Genomic DNA, 13,867 nt, shown 5'->3' on the forward strand with positions numbered 1-13,867 from the left:
AAGGCCAGCCCCATCCTCGCGGAGGGGCTGGCCTTCTTGTGTATAAGCCTGGAGCTTAGACGCCGTAGTAGAGCTCGAACTAAACAAACCTTGGTGACCGTCGTTTAGCGGCGTTGAATCTCTCTAGATCTAGAGGTTTTCCGGGTTGATCGTTGTTGGTGATTTTCTGCCGTTTTCGGACCTCTTGCGGACTGTCTGCGGACTACGAGGCCTTTCGGCCGGCCCTGGTCCCAATCTGCGGCCCGCGCTTGTGCGCAGATCCAATTCGGGGAGCTGATCTAGGGTCCGGCGCAGGCTGCTTGCGGTACATCGCTTGAATAGCCTTTACATCTTCGGCTGAGAACCGGATTTCGCGTTCACCGAACTGGTGATGCGGCCACGAATCCTTTTTCTTGAGCCGGTAAGCCGTTGAACGGCTGATCTGGAAAAGAGCCGCGACTTCCTCCGTCGTGAGCATTGGGGGTTCTGTGCTGTTAGTACTCATAGCGGAGACGGTAGACGCTTGCCCGGGACTGTCAGCAACTCCGTGACGAGCTGGCCACGTGCTGACATACTCGAAAGTAGTAAGCCGCCAAGTAACTTCGAGTGTCAAACTACCCAGTCTTTGTAGGTAAGTACTCAAAGTCGGGCTCCAAGTCTTCAAACGGTGACCGGACTATTACGCTGCCCCGGTCTTCCGCGTTCAGCTCTGCCATCATCTTGTCGAAACCCTCTGGGTCAAACTTCGCCATGTCCCGAAACATACATGCTGGCACGGACAGTCTCCCGTGGAGTTGGGTGGCCTCTCTTTTAATTGGTGGCTGCTTTGGTTAATATGCGGTGCATGAGGAAAATTTGGGGGCTTATCCTGCTTGTATCTGTCGGGCTGACAGGGTGTTCATCCACCGGTAGCGAGCCCGCGTCGGTCGCGTCTACAGTTGTCACGCCCACACCAACGCCCACACCGACCGCTACGGTCGCCCAGTTCGCGAGCATCATCACCGAACGGGAAGAAGGTTGGCGGGAGTACGAAGACAACATCGTTGCCTGCGCCTTGGCGTCGATGGGGGACACTGCAATTGATTTCGCAAAGCGGACCACCTGTGGGTACACGGTGAGCACGGTTGTGTTGACCGCGAAACAGGCGGCGATACAGATACGGAAGCTGCCTGCACCGCCTGCCGAGTTGCAGGGTCTGGTTACTCGGACGCTCACCAACTTGGATGTTCTCGCGAAGAACCCAGCCCCGACTGCGTGCCAGGACAAACAAAGCGAAGCCTGCGACGCCGCAATAACTCAGGCCAACGGGGAAATCCGTCCGCTAATCACCGTTTTGGACGCCTGGAAGCCATACACCGGGTAGGACACCTATCGCTTTTCGCACGTACCGTCGGCACTTACCTAGGATGGGTGACATGATTGCCGCCGAAATTCTAAGTGCCGTTGGTCAAGGCTCATCCCTGACTGACTACACACCGGCCGTCATCGGACTTGTTGGAACATTGGTTGGTGCGAGTATTGGCTTGGCATTCAATTCGTTTGCTCACAAGGAACAAAAGCGGCGACATATCAACGAAAAAGTTGTTGAGCTACTGCGACGAACCGATGCGATCCGCTCCGCCTATACAGAAGTCTTTAAGGACTCCCAGAGCTACGGCGGCGGTACTGAACTAAGTGCGGTCAACGACCGTCGGGAAATTGCTAACAGACCTCGTCTTGATATCGCCATGTCCCAGAGCGCTGAAGCACGAATCGTTTTGGACTATATACGCCTCACGGCGGATCCAACGACGTCATGGCTCGCACGCGAGGTAACAGATAGCAGCCGGACCCTCCAAGTGGCGATCAAAGGCTATGTGGAGAAGGGCCGGCCAGTCTTGCGCACTTACCTGCAGAATTACGGGGAGACTCGAAATGCGCTGATATCACATCTTGCCCCAAAACCACCGGCCCCTAATGGACCGCGGGTGCTGGCAAACAAGTTCTCTCATTGGGCGGCTAGGCATCGCGCCGATGACGTGGGCGTAGAAACAGATGACGTAGTTGAACCGTTAGAGATCGCGGAACATGCATCAAGCAGTCACCTGCCCAATACTCCCGCCCAGGACTAACAGGGAACGATGTTGTCGCTGTTATGTGCAGCGGGGGAAGCCCCACTTGGTAGCGTTATCGGCATGCCTGAAGATCATAAGCCGAGCCCCCGTTTCCTGACGATTGATCAGGTCGCCGAGGAACTGGCGACCAGTGAGGTTCAAATCCGGGCCATGCTCAAGACCGGCCAGCTCAAAGGTATCCAGATCGGTGGTCGCAACGTCTGGCGCATAGGGCGTCAAGACCTTGAAGACTTCATCCAAGACGCCTACCGGCAAGTTAGCGAACGAATCGCAGCGGGCAGCATGGAGGATACCGAAGCAATGGAGGCCAACTCGTGAGCAGTGCTGATCCCTCGCAAGCTGAACCTGGGTCGCAGAAAGACATACCAAAAACGGACGAGAAGAAAGGGATGTCCCTCTGGCCCGTCTTTGCCATAGGTTTCGTCGTTTCGTTGGTTGTCATGATGGGCTTCGTCTACTTTTTCGCTGCCTACAACACCCGCGACTGGAGCCCCTGGGACACCCGTCCCTTAATGACCGGAGACACCCTTTTCGGCATCATTCGAAACGCGGTGACCCTCGCTGCTGCCCTCGGTGTGGGCATTACGCTCTTCTTCTCGTACCGGAAGCAGCAGACGGCGGAAGCTACCCAGCGCATTTCCGCCGAGGCCCAGAAAATCGCAGCGGAGGCGTTGCAGCTCACTGCAGAACAGCACGGCAGTGACGTTACTAAAAGCATGCGCGAGCGTTTCAGCCAGGCCGCTGAACATCTAGGGAGTCCTAATGCTTCGCTCGCGATAGCCGGAGCGTATTCTCTGGAAGCCCTCGCGAGTGAATGGTATGACGCTGGTAACTTTCGGGAGCGTCAGAACTGTATTGATCTGCTCTGCGCTTACCCTATGATCGCAGCGCAGCACACCGAACAGAAGGGATTCCAGGCAGCCTCGGTGAGGTCAGCGGTCGCGACTAGGGTATTCTCCCATCTAGCCCGGAACCTTCAGCCGCGGGACTACTGGGCCGTCAGGATTGATATGGGGAATCCTGCCTTCATGGACGCCTTATCAGACCTGTATATCGATGGAGCTTATGTCGACTTTCGATATCTGTCCCCGGGTGAAGAACATGGCTACTTCAAACACCTGGAGATCGTAAGGGGCACACTCGACCTTGGATCAATGGATCTAGACCGGGCGCATCTCTACTTCTACAAGAGTCGATTTAGCGGCGGTCAGGTGTCGGTAGGCCTTGGCGAGGAGTACCGCACCCGCGGATCTATCGCATTCAGAGAGTGTGAGTTCGGCGGCACCGATTTCCAAGTCCCATACACTCGACGTGGTGAGTTTTCGCTAACCTTCTACAACTGCACCTTCAGCGCGGGCTCGTTCTTCAACGACAGCACGGCGCCTCGCAGCCTGTCTTTTTACGAATGCCACTTTAATAGCCAGGTTTTCCCGACTGAATCCGGATCATGGCTTGAGCGCGTAAACGTACACATCGATGCGGACACCACGTTCGCAGAAGGAGTGCCTGCGCTGACCTCCCTAGCCGCGTCAAACAAATGAGTACCAGGCACATTTTAGGCCTCGTATCTGAAGGAGGTCAGGTGGTTCAGGCTACCCCTGACATATTTTCAAGCATGTTGCCGGCGCTTATCGGGTTCTGTGGGGTGATCGTCGGTGGTGTCCTTCAGGTCGTAGCGAAGCACCGAGCTGATCGTTACTCCCACATGATGGAATTGCGACGAGAAGTAGCTGACTTGATTGTGTCCGTGAGCGGTTTTGCGACTGCGATTGTACAGTCTGCCGTGTGGATTGATAGCGTCCGTGAGGATCTGAAAGCCAGGCTAGTGAACGACCCCCAGGCTGAAGCGGATATAGATGATGACTACCATGAGCGCCTCGGTGAGGCGATGATCACTGGCTACCGTGAATCAGCTCAGAAATCTGCGCGTCTACTAGTTGCCAGTGACCAAAGAATTGCTGACCATGTGGGCTCTCTCCAACTCAGGCTCGCTGATGTAATCAACGAAGTTGGTTACATGCATGCCGGCAACGTTCACATTTCAGAGGCACGGGCAAAAGAGATACAGCAATACATCATGGAGCGAATCAATGTGCTCGTGAATATGGTCGCTCCAGCGAAATGGGAACGTTTCTCGAACTTCCGGTCTGCTAAGCGAGCAGAAAGCCTACTAATCAAGGAGCGGGCCAAGCGGCTTTGAGGTGCACCTGGACTTCGGTGTCAGTTTGTATCTGCAGTTGGTTCAATGGCGGGCGCCGGAATGCGTTAAAGTGTCTCCTTATGTGCGCTGACCCTATTCAAGTTGAGCTAGTTAGTAAGCCATGGTGGGACGCTCCTCTACCTATCCTCGCCATCCTAATATCGGTGGCAACGTTGCTCTACACATGGTGGTCGAGGCGATCTGACCGCGCGAGCCTGAGAGTCACTGGTTCCAAGCGGCTAACAAACCGTGGTTCCCGACAGGACAACTTAGCTGTAATTGCAACCAATCTGGGCTATACGGGGACTACCGTCGTGGACGGAGTGCACATTCGGATTGGGAGGACGGGCGCTTTTCAGCCTTCCAGCCATGTTGACGGTCAGGAGCCTCCTCAAACACTTGCCCCAGGGGCGTCTATGAAGTTTGTCCTTTCTACCAAGGAGCTGGCGGAGCATCTAGTCAGTCAAGGCAGAAAACCGAAACAGACGAAACCAATCGCTACTACCGGACGCAAACACTACCGCGGCAAATGGGACAAAGAGGCCATGGAGGTGCTCGTTAACTCCTACAAGCTGCTGAAAGAGGAAGCGGAAAAACGGAACCCCAAGCTATCTCTAGGGCAGAGAATCAGAAGCCTATGGCCGTTATGAGTCACCGCCCAGCAACTAGCGATTGACACTTTGACGCGCTTACTATGGCCCTTGGGTTGGTCCCGGCTGACTACAAACCCATCGTCATCCGCACCGCCCCTTAACACCCGAAACAGCCCCACCCTCGGAAAGAGGATGGGGCTGTTCCATGACACGTAATATTTCCTGTCATGGCATGGGGAACAATGCCGGTCTTATCTAGCCCTTACACTGGCCTTTTGACCACGGGACAGGGGATTGTGATGGGTAAGGGCAAACGAGTAAAAGACCTCCGGGCAGCAAAGATTGATGCGCGGAACGCTGATCTAGCTCGGCGGCGAACGGAACCTGCGGCAATTCAAGCGCTTTGTCCTGTCACCGACACGTACGTTGACACCGGAATCGGCGCTGACGTAGTCTCCTACCACGGGAACAACAAGATCTCTGGAGCCCGTTTCGAATGCTCGGCGTGCGGTGAAATGCATCTCTGGGATGAGGATGCCGCAGTCCTCAATAACTGAGATGCCCTAAGCCTTATGATTAGCTTCAAATCCGCTTCACTCCTTGGGGGACCCGTGCGCCGCAATCTCTTCCTGACTGCCTTACTGGCAATAACCGCCGCCATCTCGACCGGATGCGCAGCAACCCCGCCGCCCGTGTCTGACAAGGTAGCCGAGTACTACGCTCAGAACACTGCCGTGGCGACTCCAACGAAAGACACGCGCCCATTGGCCGTGTTCATCGGTGACTCCTACACGCAAGGCGTGGGTGCCTCATCATCTCCGAACAAATGGGTGGAAGTTCTCGCAGCCGAATCCAATCTCGCCTACGTAAACCTTGGCAAGGGTGGCACGGGCTATGTATCGACCTCTGGGCCTTCTGGATGCGGGCTGTCTTTCTGCCCTGCGTACAAGGCAATGGTGCAGCAGGGCCTCGCTGAGAAGGATGTCACATACTTCGTCGTTTCCGGTGGTCAGAACGACTTTGATGACTTCAAGAAGGATCCGGCTGCGGTCACGGCAGCCATCGACGATGTCTACCAAACTATCCGCAACGCCCTCCCCAACGTGAAGATCATCGCGGTTGGACCGTCAACCCCGTGGGGTATTGATCCTATGGTTCTGGGTGTGGACAAGGCTGTCCAGGCAGCATCCGCGAAGGTTGGTGCAACTTACGTCAGCTTGATTGACCCGCCAGCATTCACGCCCGCGATGATCGCCAAGGATAAGACACACGTCACTGATGCAGGTCACGCGGCCATAGCGGAGCGCGTCGCTACCGCGCTCCGCTAAGCCACGACGCTACGGCAGTTCGCTCACCCGGATGTCGTCCCAACGCTGAGCGTTGGTTGTCGGGTAGGCCGCGAAGCCAAACTTCGTACCGCTCATCGCTGGAACCGTTCCGTTGTAGTACTCAGTGCCGTTGACCTTCACAATGCAGTTAGTGCCGTTCAGCGTGACTTCGTAGACGTTTCCTGCCGCCACGGTATAGCCCATCGTTGTGATGTCAGTGTTGACGTTTCCAACGCGGGAACGCAGGATCTTTCCACTGATGATCAGGTACTCAGCAGTGCTGGTGTAACGCATGACGAGCTGGGCGCTCGTTCCGCCAACAGTCTTGAGTGTGGCCTTCACAGCCGCGTTTGAAGATCCCGCATCGGCAATGGCAAAGATCTCACCACCTGTTGGGTTCAGAGCCGCGGCTCCGCTCTCCACCGTCGCCGTTCCCGCGCCAGCACCAGACCAAGCCTTGCCACCAATAGGTGTTGTGGTGGAGTACAGTGCACCATCGGCACGGTTGAACGTGTCCTCAAGGTAGATCGAGGGGGCGTTCTCAGTGTCATCGCCTATGAGCGTTCCCCACTGATCGTTGAATCCCAGCGCCTTGAGCTTTTCGTAGATCGCCCTTCCGATTCGCCGGTATCCCTCAGCGGTGAAGTGCAATCCGTCCGACAGTAAGGACGGGGGAACCGCCCCTACCGCAATTGCATCCATGTCCGCTTGCGTTGGGGTGATGCCAGCCTGCGCGAGGACAGCGGTCGAGGACAGATACTTGCGGATGTTCAGGAACCGGTCTCCGAATGCAGCCAGGAGCTGCGCATCCATGGCGGCGCGTGAAGCCTCGTTGCCATTGGAAAGGCCCAAGACGATCCAGCGCTTCTTGAACGCCTTCAGCTTCCGAATGGATGCTTTCTCCCGGGCGATGATCGTGGTGGCATCGGACGTGCCGTCATTGGTTCCCCACCACATCACCTTCGTGTTCCCGCGGCGTTCCCGCATTGCCTGTGTGGTGACTTCGGCAGGTTCGGGGACGCTCACGGCGGAGCCGGCAGCGGTTCGGGTGAAGGAATACACTCCAGCGTTGAGGCTAAGAGATCCCCTGACTCCTGCGATGTCTACGGGGTTCAGGCCGCGCCCGCCTGTGACCCCGTCTTGCAGTAAGGGGGCCACAGCGACGCCAGTGTCTGACGATTTCAAGGTGACAACCACCGGGCCGCTGGCGGGGATCGATCCGCCCGCGACTGTGGCCAACCATGGCACACCGCCAACGCGGCCCACGATGGTGGCCGAGGTCTCTCCGCCGACACCCAGGTTGTTGACCGTGCACGGCTTCGAATATGCGCCAGTGATAATTTCCTGCAGGACAGCGGGCCATGAGAGCCCATTGCCACCAGCACCAGCCGTGAGCGAATCGCCTTCACCGTCCACGTCAGGGCCGGAAATCATCGCGAATCCGTCCAGCGCTTCGTAGATGTCATCGACGTCTGTCGCGGAGTTGGCTATTGCCGCGGCAATAGCGGCCTGGATGCCGGGAGCGTCGGGGCCATAAGTGGCATTAAGTGCCGTGTCTTGGAGGCGGTCCGGGAGGTTCACGTCTCGGATGTTCAGGCTGTCAGGGACGTTGTTATTCTCGTCCGCGGAGATGAGTCTGTTGACCATGGGCGGTCATTCTCCAATCAGGTAGTAGCCGGGGTCAGCAGGGTCAGCAGTGAACGCGGGACCCGCGAAGTAGTAGTAGCCGGGGTTGAGCGGGTCTTCTGAGAGGCCCGGTCCGCCTGCGCCTGCGTTGATCTTTGCCTCAGCGATACCGAGACGCCCGATGGTTGAAGCGTGCAGGTCTTGATCTGTTTGCGCGTTAGCCCGGATTGCGTTGTCACCGTTTTTGATCAGGTCAGACCCGGACGGTTTGATGAACCCTAACGGGGTTGTTTCAGCCACGCGGGCCTCCTAAAACAAAGGGGCAGGACCACGGATGCGTGGCCCCGCCCAACAAACAGGGGGATCAGTTGGTCTGCTTTGGCTCGGCACCAAGACCAAGCCGCGTCAACCACTCATTCACAAACGGGACCGCCATCACCCGAGTCACCGCAGCGCTAACCACCAAAGCAGTCAGGCCCGCACCAGTAGCAGCCTCCGGGCTCTCATTCGTCACCGCCGTGTACAGAACAGGAGCAGCAGCCGCAGCACCACCAATGAACGCCAACCCAGTACGCACCGTAGCCCGCCACGGATAACGAGTCTGAGAAGTCTCAGCAACATGATCAGCCATTACTTCACGTCCTCCCCGCCAATAGTCACCGTGAGCTGCGAACCCTTCACCGCATCCTCAAACGCCTTACGCACAGCCCCCGGATCAACCTTCAAAGCCTCAGCCATCGCCGGCAGAACTTTGTCCTGCAAATTCTCAAGCATCGTCACACCATCAGCAGTGTCCTGAATCCACGCCACCTTCACCCCGTCACGAATCACAGGGAAGAACGCCGTCCGCCGGGGGATGTCATCAATGAGCTTCTGAATGGAAGCCCCATACAGCATCGACTTGCCCCCATCAATGAGAGCTTCTTTCACAGCAGTGAGCAGCTTGCGGTCATCGTCGTTGAACATGTCGTCCTCTTCTTGCGGTTGCGGGGTTACTTCCCCGGCGTATTCGATGGTGGCCCCGACCTCGACAACACGCACAGTCTCAATGTCCTCGGACCAGCCAAGGTATGTGAGCGGCAAACCCCAATAGGCGTAATAGCCCATCAGGTCAGCGAGGTTAGGGTGATGATGCGGCACCGTAGACGGGTCGCTAGTGGAATAGATCGAACCGTCAGGGGCGCTCAACACCACATGCCCCAGAGGTTCGTCCTTCATGAAGAACCACAAAGGGGTCCAGACACCACGCGGCGGCAGCTCTCCGGGGTGCTTGAACTTCGCGTTCGCCCACCCCGCCGTAGCGGACGGGTAAACGCCAGGGTAAATCCCGAACGCCTCACGAACGTACTGCAAGCACCAGCCCGGCCTGCACGGAATGTTCGGGTCAGGGTGCCTCAACTGTTTAGCCATGACGGCTCCTACTCATTCCGCTTCTTGATGCTCAAGATGTTCTTCGATAAGCGAAGGATCGAAGTGAGCCATAAGAGACTTAGGAATCGACGGCATAGGCGGCTTCGAACCACCACGCGCCCACAACACCATCCGCTCAATGAAGTTGATAGCCGTAGTGAAAGACTTCTCAAGAACCCCAAAACGGTTCTCCAAGTCATCGTTCCGCTTCTCCAAACCCTCAATACGATCAATGAGGTGCTGCGAAAACGTCACCGCTGACTGTTCTTTGCTGACCTTCTTGGAAGACCTTGATGCGATTACCGAAACAACAATGGTCGCGCCCGCCGTGATCAGCAGGCCGAGAAGGGTTACGAGTTGTTCTGCTGTCATAGTTTCGGCTTCCTAATGCAACGGTCGTGGTCGCCTTGCATGCCCGCGACAATCGCAACGGCCCCCGAAATCAACAAGAAAATAAAGACCGTAAACAGCCCTTGGATTGGTGCGCCTGCGAGGACGCCGATGAGGTAGAGGAAACCGAAGGCCATGGGCGCACCGGAGAGGGCGGCGAATGAGCAGGAGTCCTTGCCTCGTGGCCTGATGCAGCCTACGAACGCGAGCAACCCGGCGACGATCCAGACAAGGCCGAGCAGGTTCCCGTATTCGCCGATCCAGGCGAGGGCTACCCTGCGTGCAGGGGATGCTTCCATGAACAGGTACGAGTACCCGACGAATAGGTAGACGACTCCGAACAAGAGTTGGAATGAGCCGCGTCGTCCGTTTACTCGGCGTTGGGCGTTGAGTGTTTTGCGCATGGTGGCCCCCCAATGGGCGTAGAGTTTGTGTCACCCATCCGGGCGAGCCTCCTTAACAGGCTTGAGACGGTTCGGGTAGTGTGGCCCCTGCCTAGCCGCGGGGGCCACACGATTTAGATTGTTAGGAGTTCCACGACATCATCGAGAGTGGGAACACGAGCGACCCGACCGACTGGGTGGGGACGTTCACGAGGAAGTAAATTTTGATCTGCCCAGCAGGCGTAACCCACACATTCACCTGATATGCGTTCGTCAGGATCACGAACGGCTCACTGTAGGTTTTAGGGGCGTACTCAACCGGGAACGTCGCCAGAGTGTACTCAGTGTTCGCCAGATACGTGATCGGTACGGCGTTCGCCAGAGCGCCAGAAAGGGACACGCGCCTGCCGTTACGCGACACCGACGCGGGCCTGAGCGCATCCAGGAACCACGTCCCCGCCTGCCTGTAATTCGATGTGAACGACAACGTCACCGGGGCTTTAGGTAGCCACACAGTGCCGTCCCAAATATCGAACGGCTGCCCCTCAAGATCAAGGCGCTGCACCCGCAACCCAACATACTTCGTCAACGCATCACGCTGAGCCTGCGAAGAAACACGCACAGCACCAGGAACCTGCTTGAACGCATTCGCATAATCATCAGTCGGGTTATACGGGTCACTGTTCGTCGGAACCGTCACACCGTTTTCAAGAGTCTGCACTAAGCGCTCCAATCAAGTTCGATTTGACCCGCCAAAGGGTCACTAAGTCGGCTTGTCCAGCCGGTGTACGGGTCACCCGCCAAACTCACGCCACCACCAGCGGCAAGAGTCGCCGCGATCCCGTTGAAAGCGGGGTGCGCGTTGGGGATGTTCACCCATGACGGCTGCTGACCGGCAACCACGCTGATGTCGAAAGGGCCGGCGACGCGGTTCACGTCACCAGCGGGGCGGGCCTGCGACGTATGCGCATACAAATGGATCGTGGCCCCGGAGTTGTAAGAACCAACAGCCAACCGTTGCGGCACCCTAAACCGGATCGCAGTCACCGTCTTACCCTGCAAAGCAGGACGCGGCGCCCCATAAAAAAACGAGCCCGTCAGCGTATAACCGCCATACGAACCCGAATAAACCTTCTCACCACCACCAGCCCAACGACCCCAACCACCAACACCAAACGTGTCCGAAGCCGTAGCCGTCAACACCTCAGTGCCAGAAGCAACCACAGGCGGCGGCGGGGGAGGCGGCACAGGAGGAGGCGTGGTAACCTCGCCGATCTTCCCTAACACAGTCGGAACGCCCATCGTCCAAATCAACTGGACAGGATCACCGACCGCGTAATCAGACAACGCCCCAAGGTAACGCTTGGTCGCGTAGACCCCGCCGTTATCCCCAGACAGCACCAGCTCAACAACGCCAACGGCCATGATCTGACCACTAGAGGAACGCGGCTGATCTGTCACGCCAGACAACACCACAGCTGAGGACTGACCGCGCCCCTCATTGATAATCCCAACAAGGATGTTCGCGCCCTGAACAGCTTGCGCAGGGTCAGCCCACCGAGCACCCAAAGGGTTGCCACCAACAACAGCCCACCAACGGGTGCCGTCATGCCAAGCCGTGCCCAGGCGGACAGAAAAACCATCAGCAGGGATCGACGCGAGCGTACTATCCAAAGCCACAAGCGCCTCCTACGGCAGATCATCCCAAGACATTGACGGACCACGCCCCCACGTTGAAGGCATGCGGTCCCAAGTGAGCGGCGGCAATTCGCCGGTAAGGTTCTGCGCCCAGTCGGTTCGTTCGAGGGCGGCGATCACGTCGCCATAAGCACATGCAACAGTCAGCGAAGTTGAGCCAGGAACAGTGGACCCGGAACGGCGGATAGCGGTTATCTCGCCCGGGATCCAAGCCAACCTGCCATCGAACGGGCAACCAACCTCAATACGGTCACCAGCCTGCAACTCAGGACGCGGCACACACTCAACACTCAACTCCAACGCCAACGACGCAATGAACTGCTCCCGCAACTCGATCGCATACAACACAGCCGCCGCCGTAGACGTGATCATCTCCGAGGAATAGAGGTAAGGTTTCCTGCCATGATCCCCGCCATACTTGAGCGGCCCCGAATCAATATTCACAGCAGCCCTCACGGGGTTGCCGGTGCCTTCTTCCTTGCCCTCAACAACCCATCGGTTATACAGGCCGTCAGAAGACTGCTTACGTCGAACCTTGACTAGACCCTCGTTCGGGCCGACGCGCCATGCCACGGGGCCGTTGCGGGGGTAGATGTGCAGCTCGCCGTCGCCGCCCATGCGGTACCTGGCGCCAACCCGGCCCAGCAAATCCTGGATAGCCTCCAACCGTTCACGGTCGAAAACAAGCTGCTGCGAGACAGGGATGTCAGTCACTCCCGCGTCAACCACAACAGGGAAATATGGGGAGGCAAGCCTGCGAGCCTCGCTGAGGACTGTCGCCCCGATGCTTGGTGACTCAGGAGCCTCAAAACGGTCATCGTCAGGCTCAGCAGTTAGATCAACAGCCTCAAGCTTCACCACGCTGCGGGTGACTGCCACCCGGCGCTTGTGAGGTTCCAGTAACCCGTCAGGTTCCACATAGCCATACTCATCGATGACCCGGAACTCAGTCACCTCGTCAGGCTCATTCCCGGTCAAGCGGAACTTGCCGTAATTCACGGCGCCTGCACCACCCACACGGTAAATGACCTGCAACCTAGCACCAGTCACCGACAGCGCATCATCCAGCCGCCAAGCACCAAGACGCCCATCAGGATCCGCAACCGTCAGCGAAATCCGCTGCGACACCTTCACGTTGTCGCCAGCCTGATCCTCAAATGACCAATCGATGACATCCAACGGCTCAGGCACAACCAACGAATCACCACGCCACGCCCACACCGTCAACGAATCAGCCGGCCTAGAACCCTCCAACGCATCCAACGACAACTCATCAATCAGACGCACAAAAGGCTCCTAACCAAGCGGACGCTTCAAATCAAACAAATACGTTGGCGACTCACCCGCAGCCGCCGCCGCAGCAACAACCGCATCCTGCTTCGCCTGATACGTACTAAACAACAAAGCAACATCGCCATACGTGAATGTCGCAGACAACACCTTGATAGTCGGCGCCGCAACCACATCCGACTTCAACTCCCACCAAGTCAAATCCCCGCCGAACGTCACATTCACCGGAACCTGCTTAGCCGTAGCATTCGCCAACGACATCGCCCCAGACAGCCCAACGTCACCCCAGGAAGGCAACGGCTTAAACAGGAGCTGCCCCGTAGACCGGAGCAGCTTCTTCAACCTAGCGTTTTCCTCAGCCGAATTGATCCCCAGCGAAGTATCAAGATTCATCTCAGCCATGCGCTGACCAAACAACGCCAACGGCTTATCAGAACCCATCACATTGAAAATCGACACCTCAGCCCGATACTCCAACTCGGACAGGGCCGAAGACCTCAAATAGAAATCCCCGGCCCTGCCCTCATCACCAACAACAGGCACAGCAGTCTGCGGCACAAGCGCGTCCATCAAAAACCCCGTAGTAGACGGGATCGTGACAGGCTCCGAAGTCGTCCGAGACGGACCACCAGGACCGCTTATAACCTCGACCTCATAAGTAACCGGACGCTGCAACGGCGCATAGTAATCAATCAGGTAGAACGCGTCATTCATCCTCTGCCGCCGATACCCAGGCACAGGGTTACGCTCACCATCAGCGATCTGCCACACACTCACAACAGACTCACCAATACCAAGGCCTGTGATCGTGATACCCGCACAATCCGGGGTTCCCATGATGACCTCAACAGCCACA

The 13,867-nt window shown here is 57.3% G+C and carries 16 protein-coding genes; 6 read left to right on the top strand and 10 right to left on the bottom strand.

Features of this window, described 5'->3' with window-relative positions:
• Positions 1-202 precede the first annotated feature (202 nt).
• A complete protein-coding gene (locus ACFUOZ_RS00435) occupies positions 203-484 on the bottom strand; it encodes a helix-turn-helix transcriptional regulator (protein WP_377543543.1) in 282 nt (93 codons plus the stop codon).
• Between the two features lie 339 nt (positions 485-823).
• Here ACFUOZ_RS00435 and ACFUOZ_RS00440 point away from each other — a divergent pair, with 339 nt between their 5' ends.
• The 6 genes from ACFUOZ_RS00440 (at position 824) to ACFUOZ_RS00465 (ending at position 6,214) form a co-directional block, all read left to right on the top strand.
• Positions 824-1,342: a hypothetical protein gene (locus ACFUOZ_RS00440; protein ID WP_377543545.1), complete on the top strand. Its 519-nt coding sequence runs from the start codon at positions 824-826 to the stop codon at positions 1,340-1,342.
• 52 nt (positions 1,343-1,394) lie between these two features.
• Positions 1,395-2,090 (top strand): hypothetical protein, encoded by a 696-nt coding sequence (locus tag ACFUOZ_RS00445; protein ID WP_377543547.1) that lies wholly within the window; start codon positions 1,395-1,397, stop codon positions 2,088-2,090.
• Between the two features lie 63 nt (positions 2,091-2,153).
• Entirely contained in the window at positions 2,154-2,411 is a 258-nt protein-coding gene (locus ACFUOZ_RS00450) for a helix-turn-helix domain-containing protein (RefSeq protein WP_377543549.1), read from the top strand.
• Positions 2,408-3,634: a hypothetical protein gene (locus ACFUOZ_RS00455; protein ID WP_377543552.1), complete on the top strand. Its 1,227-nt coding sequence runs from the start codon at positions 2,408-2,410 to the stop codon at positions 3,632-3,634. The genes ACFUOZ_RS00450 and ACFUOZ_RS00455 overlap by 4 nt, the downstream gene beginning before the upstream one ends.
• A gap of 41 nt (positions 3,635-3,675) precedes the next feature.
• Positions 3,676-4,293, top strand: a complete 618-nt coding sequence (locus ACFUOZ_RS00460) for a hypothetical protein (RefSeq protein ID WP_377543554.1) — start codon at positions 3,676-3,678, stop codon at positions 4,291-4,293.
• 1,285 nt (positions 4,294-5,578) lie between these two features.
• Positions 5,579-6,214 (top strand): SGNH/GDSL hydrolase family protein, encoded by a 636-nt coding sequence (locus ACFUOZ_RS00465; protein ID WP_377543556.1) that lies wholly within the window; start codon positions 5,579-5,581, stop codon positions 6,212-6,214.
• Between the two features lie 9 nt (positions 6,215-6,223).
• Here ACFUOZ_RS00465 and ACFUOZ_RS00470 read toward each other — a convergent pair whose 3' ends face one another.
• From ACFUOZ_RS00470 to ACFUOZ_RS00510, 9 genes are all read right to left on the bottom strand, one after another.
• Entirely contained in the window at positions 6,224-7,861 is a 1,638-nt protein-coding gene (locus ACFUOZ_RS00470) for a hypothetical protein (protein WP_377543558.1), read from the bottom strand.
• Positions 7,862-7,867: 6 nt separating this feature from the next.
• Complete coding sequence (locus ACFUOZ_RS00475) at positions 7,868-8,140, bottom strand: hypothetical protein (RefSeq protein ID WP_377543560.1); 273 nt, start codon at positions 8,138-8,140, stop codon at positions 7,868-7,870.
• Positions 8,141-8,470: 330 nt separating this feature from the next.
• Positions 8,471-9,250, bottom strand: a complete 780-nt coding sequence (locus ACFUOZ_RS00480) for a hypothetical protein (RefSeq protein WP_377543562.1) — start codon at positions 9,248-9,250, stop codon at positions 8,471-8,473.
• Positions 9,251-9,262: 12 nt separating this feature from the next.
• Positions 9,263-9,622 (bottom strand): hypothetical protein, encoded by a 360-nt coding sequence (locus ACFUOZ_RS00485; RefSeq protein ID WP_377543565.1) that lies wholly within the window; start codon positions 9,620-9,622, stop codon positions 9,263-9,265.
• Complete coding sequence (locus ACFUOZ_RS00490) at positions 9,619-10,044, bottom strand: hypothetical protein (protein WP_377543567.1); 426 nt, start codon at positions 10,042-10,044, stop codon at positions 9,619-9,621. Before ACFUOZ_RS00490 ends, ACFUOZ_RS00485 begins: the two co-directional genes overlap by 4 nt.
• A 121-nt stretch (positions 10,045-10,165) precedes the next feature.
• Complete coding sequence (locus ACFUOZ_RS00495) at positions 10,166-10,744, bottom strand: hypothetical protein (protein WP_377543570.1); 579 nt, start codon at positions 10,742-10,744, stop codon at positions 10,166-10,168.
• Positions 10,744-11,697, bottom strand: a complete 954-nt coding sequence (locus ACFUOZ_RS00500) for a hypothetical protein (RefSeq protein WP_377543572.1) — start codon at positions 11,695-11,697, stop codon at positions 10,744-10,746. Before ACFUOZ_RS00500 ends, ACFUOZ_RS00495 begins: the two co-directional genes overlap by 1 nt.
• A gap of 15 nt (positions 11,698-11,712) precedes the next feature.
• Positions 11,713-13,008 (bottom strand): hypothetical protein, encoded by a 1,296-nt coding sequence (locus ACFUOZ_RS00505; RefSeq protein ID WP_377543574.1) that lies wholly within the window; start codon positions 13,006-13,008, stop codon positions 11,713-11,715.
• 9 nt (positions 13,009-13,017) lie between these two features.
• Positions 13,018-13,866: a hypothetical protein gene (locus ACFUOZ_RS00510; protein ID WP_377543576.1), complete on the bottom strand. Its 849-nt coding sequence runs from the start codon at positions 13,864-13,866 to the stop codon at positions 13,018-13,020.
• Position 13,867: the final 1 nt, after the last annotated feature.

The sequence above is a fragment of the Paenarthrobacter sp. NPDC057355 genome, assembly GCF_042667405.1.
GTDB lineage: Bacteria > Actinomycetota > Actinomycetes > Actinomycetales > Micrococcaceae > Arthrobacter.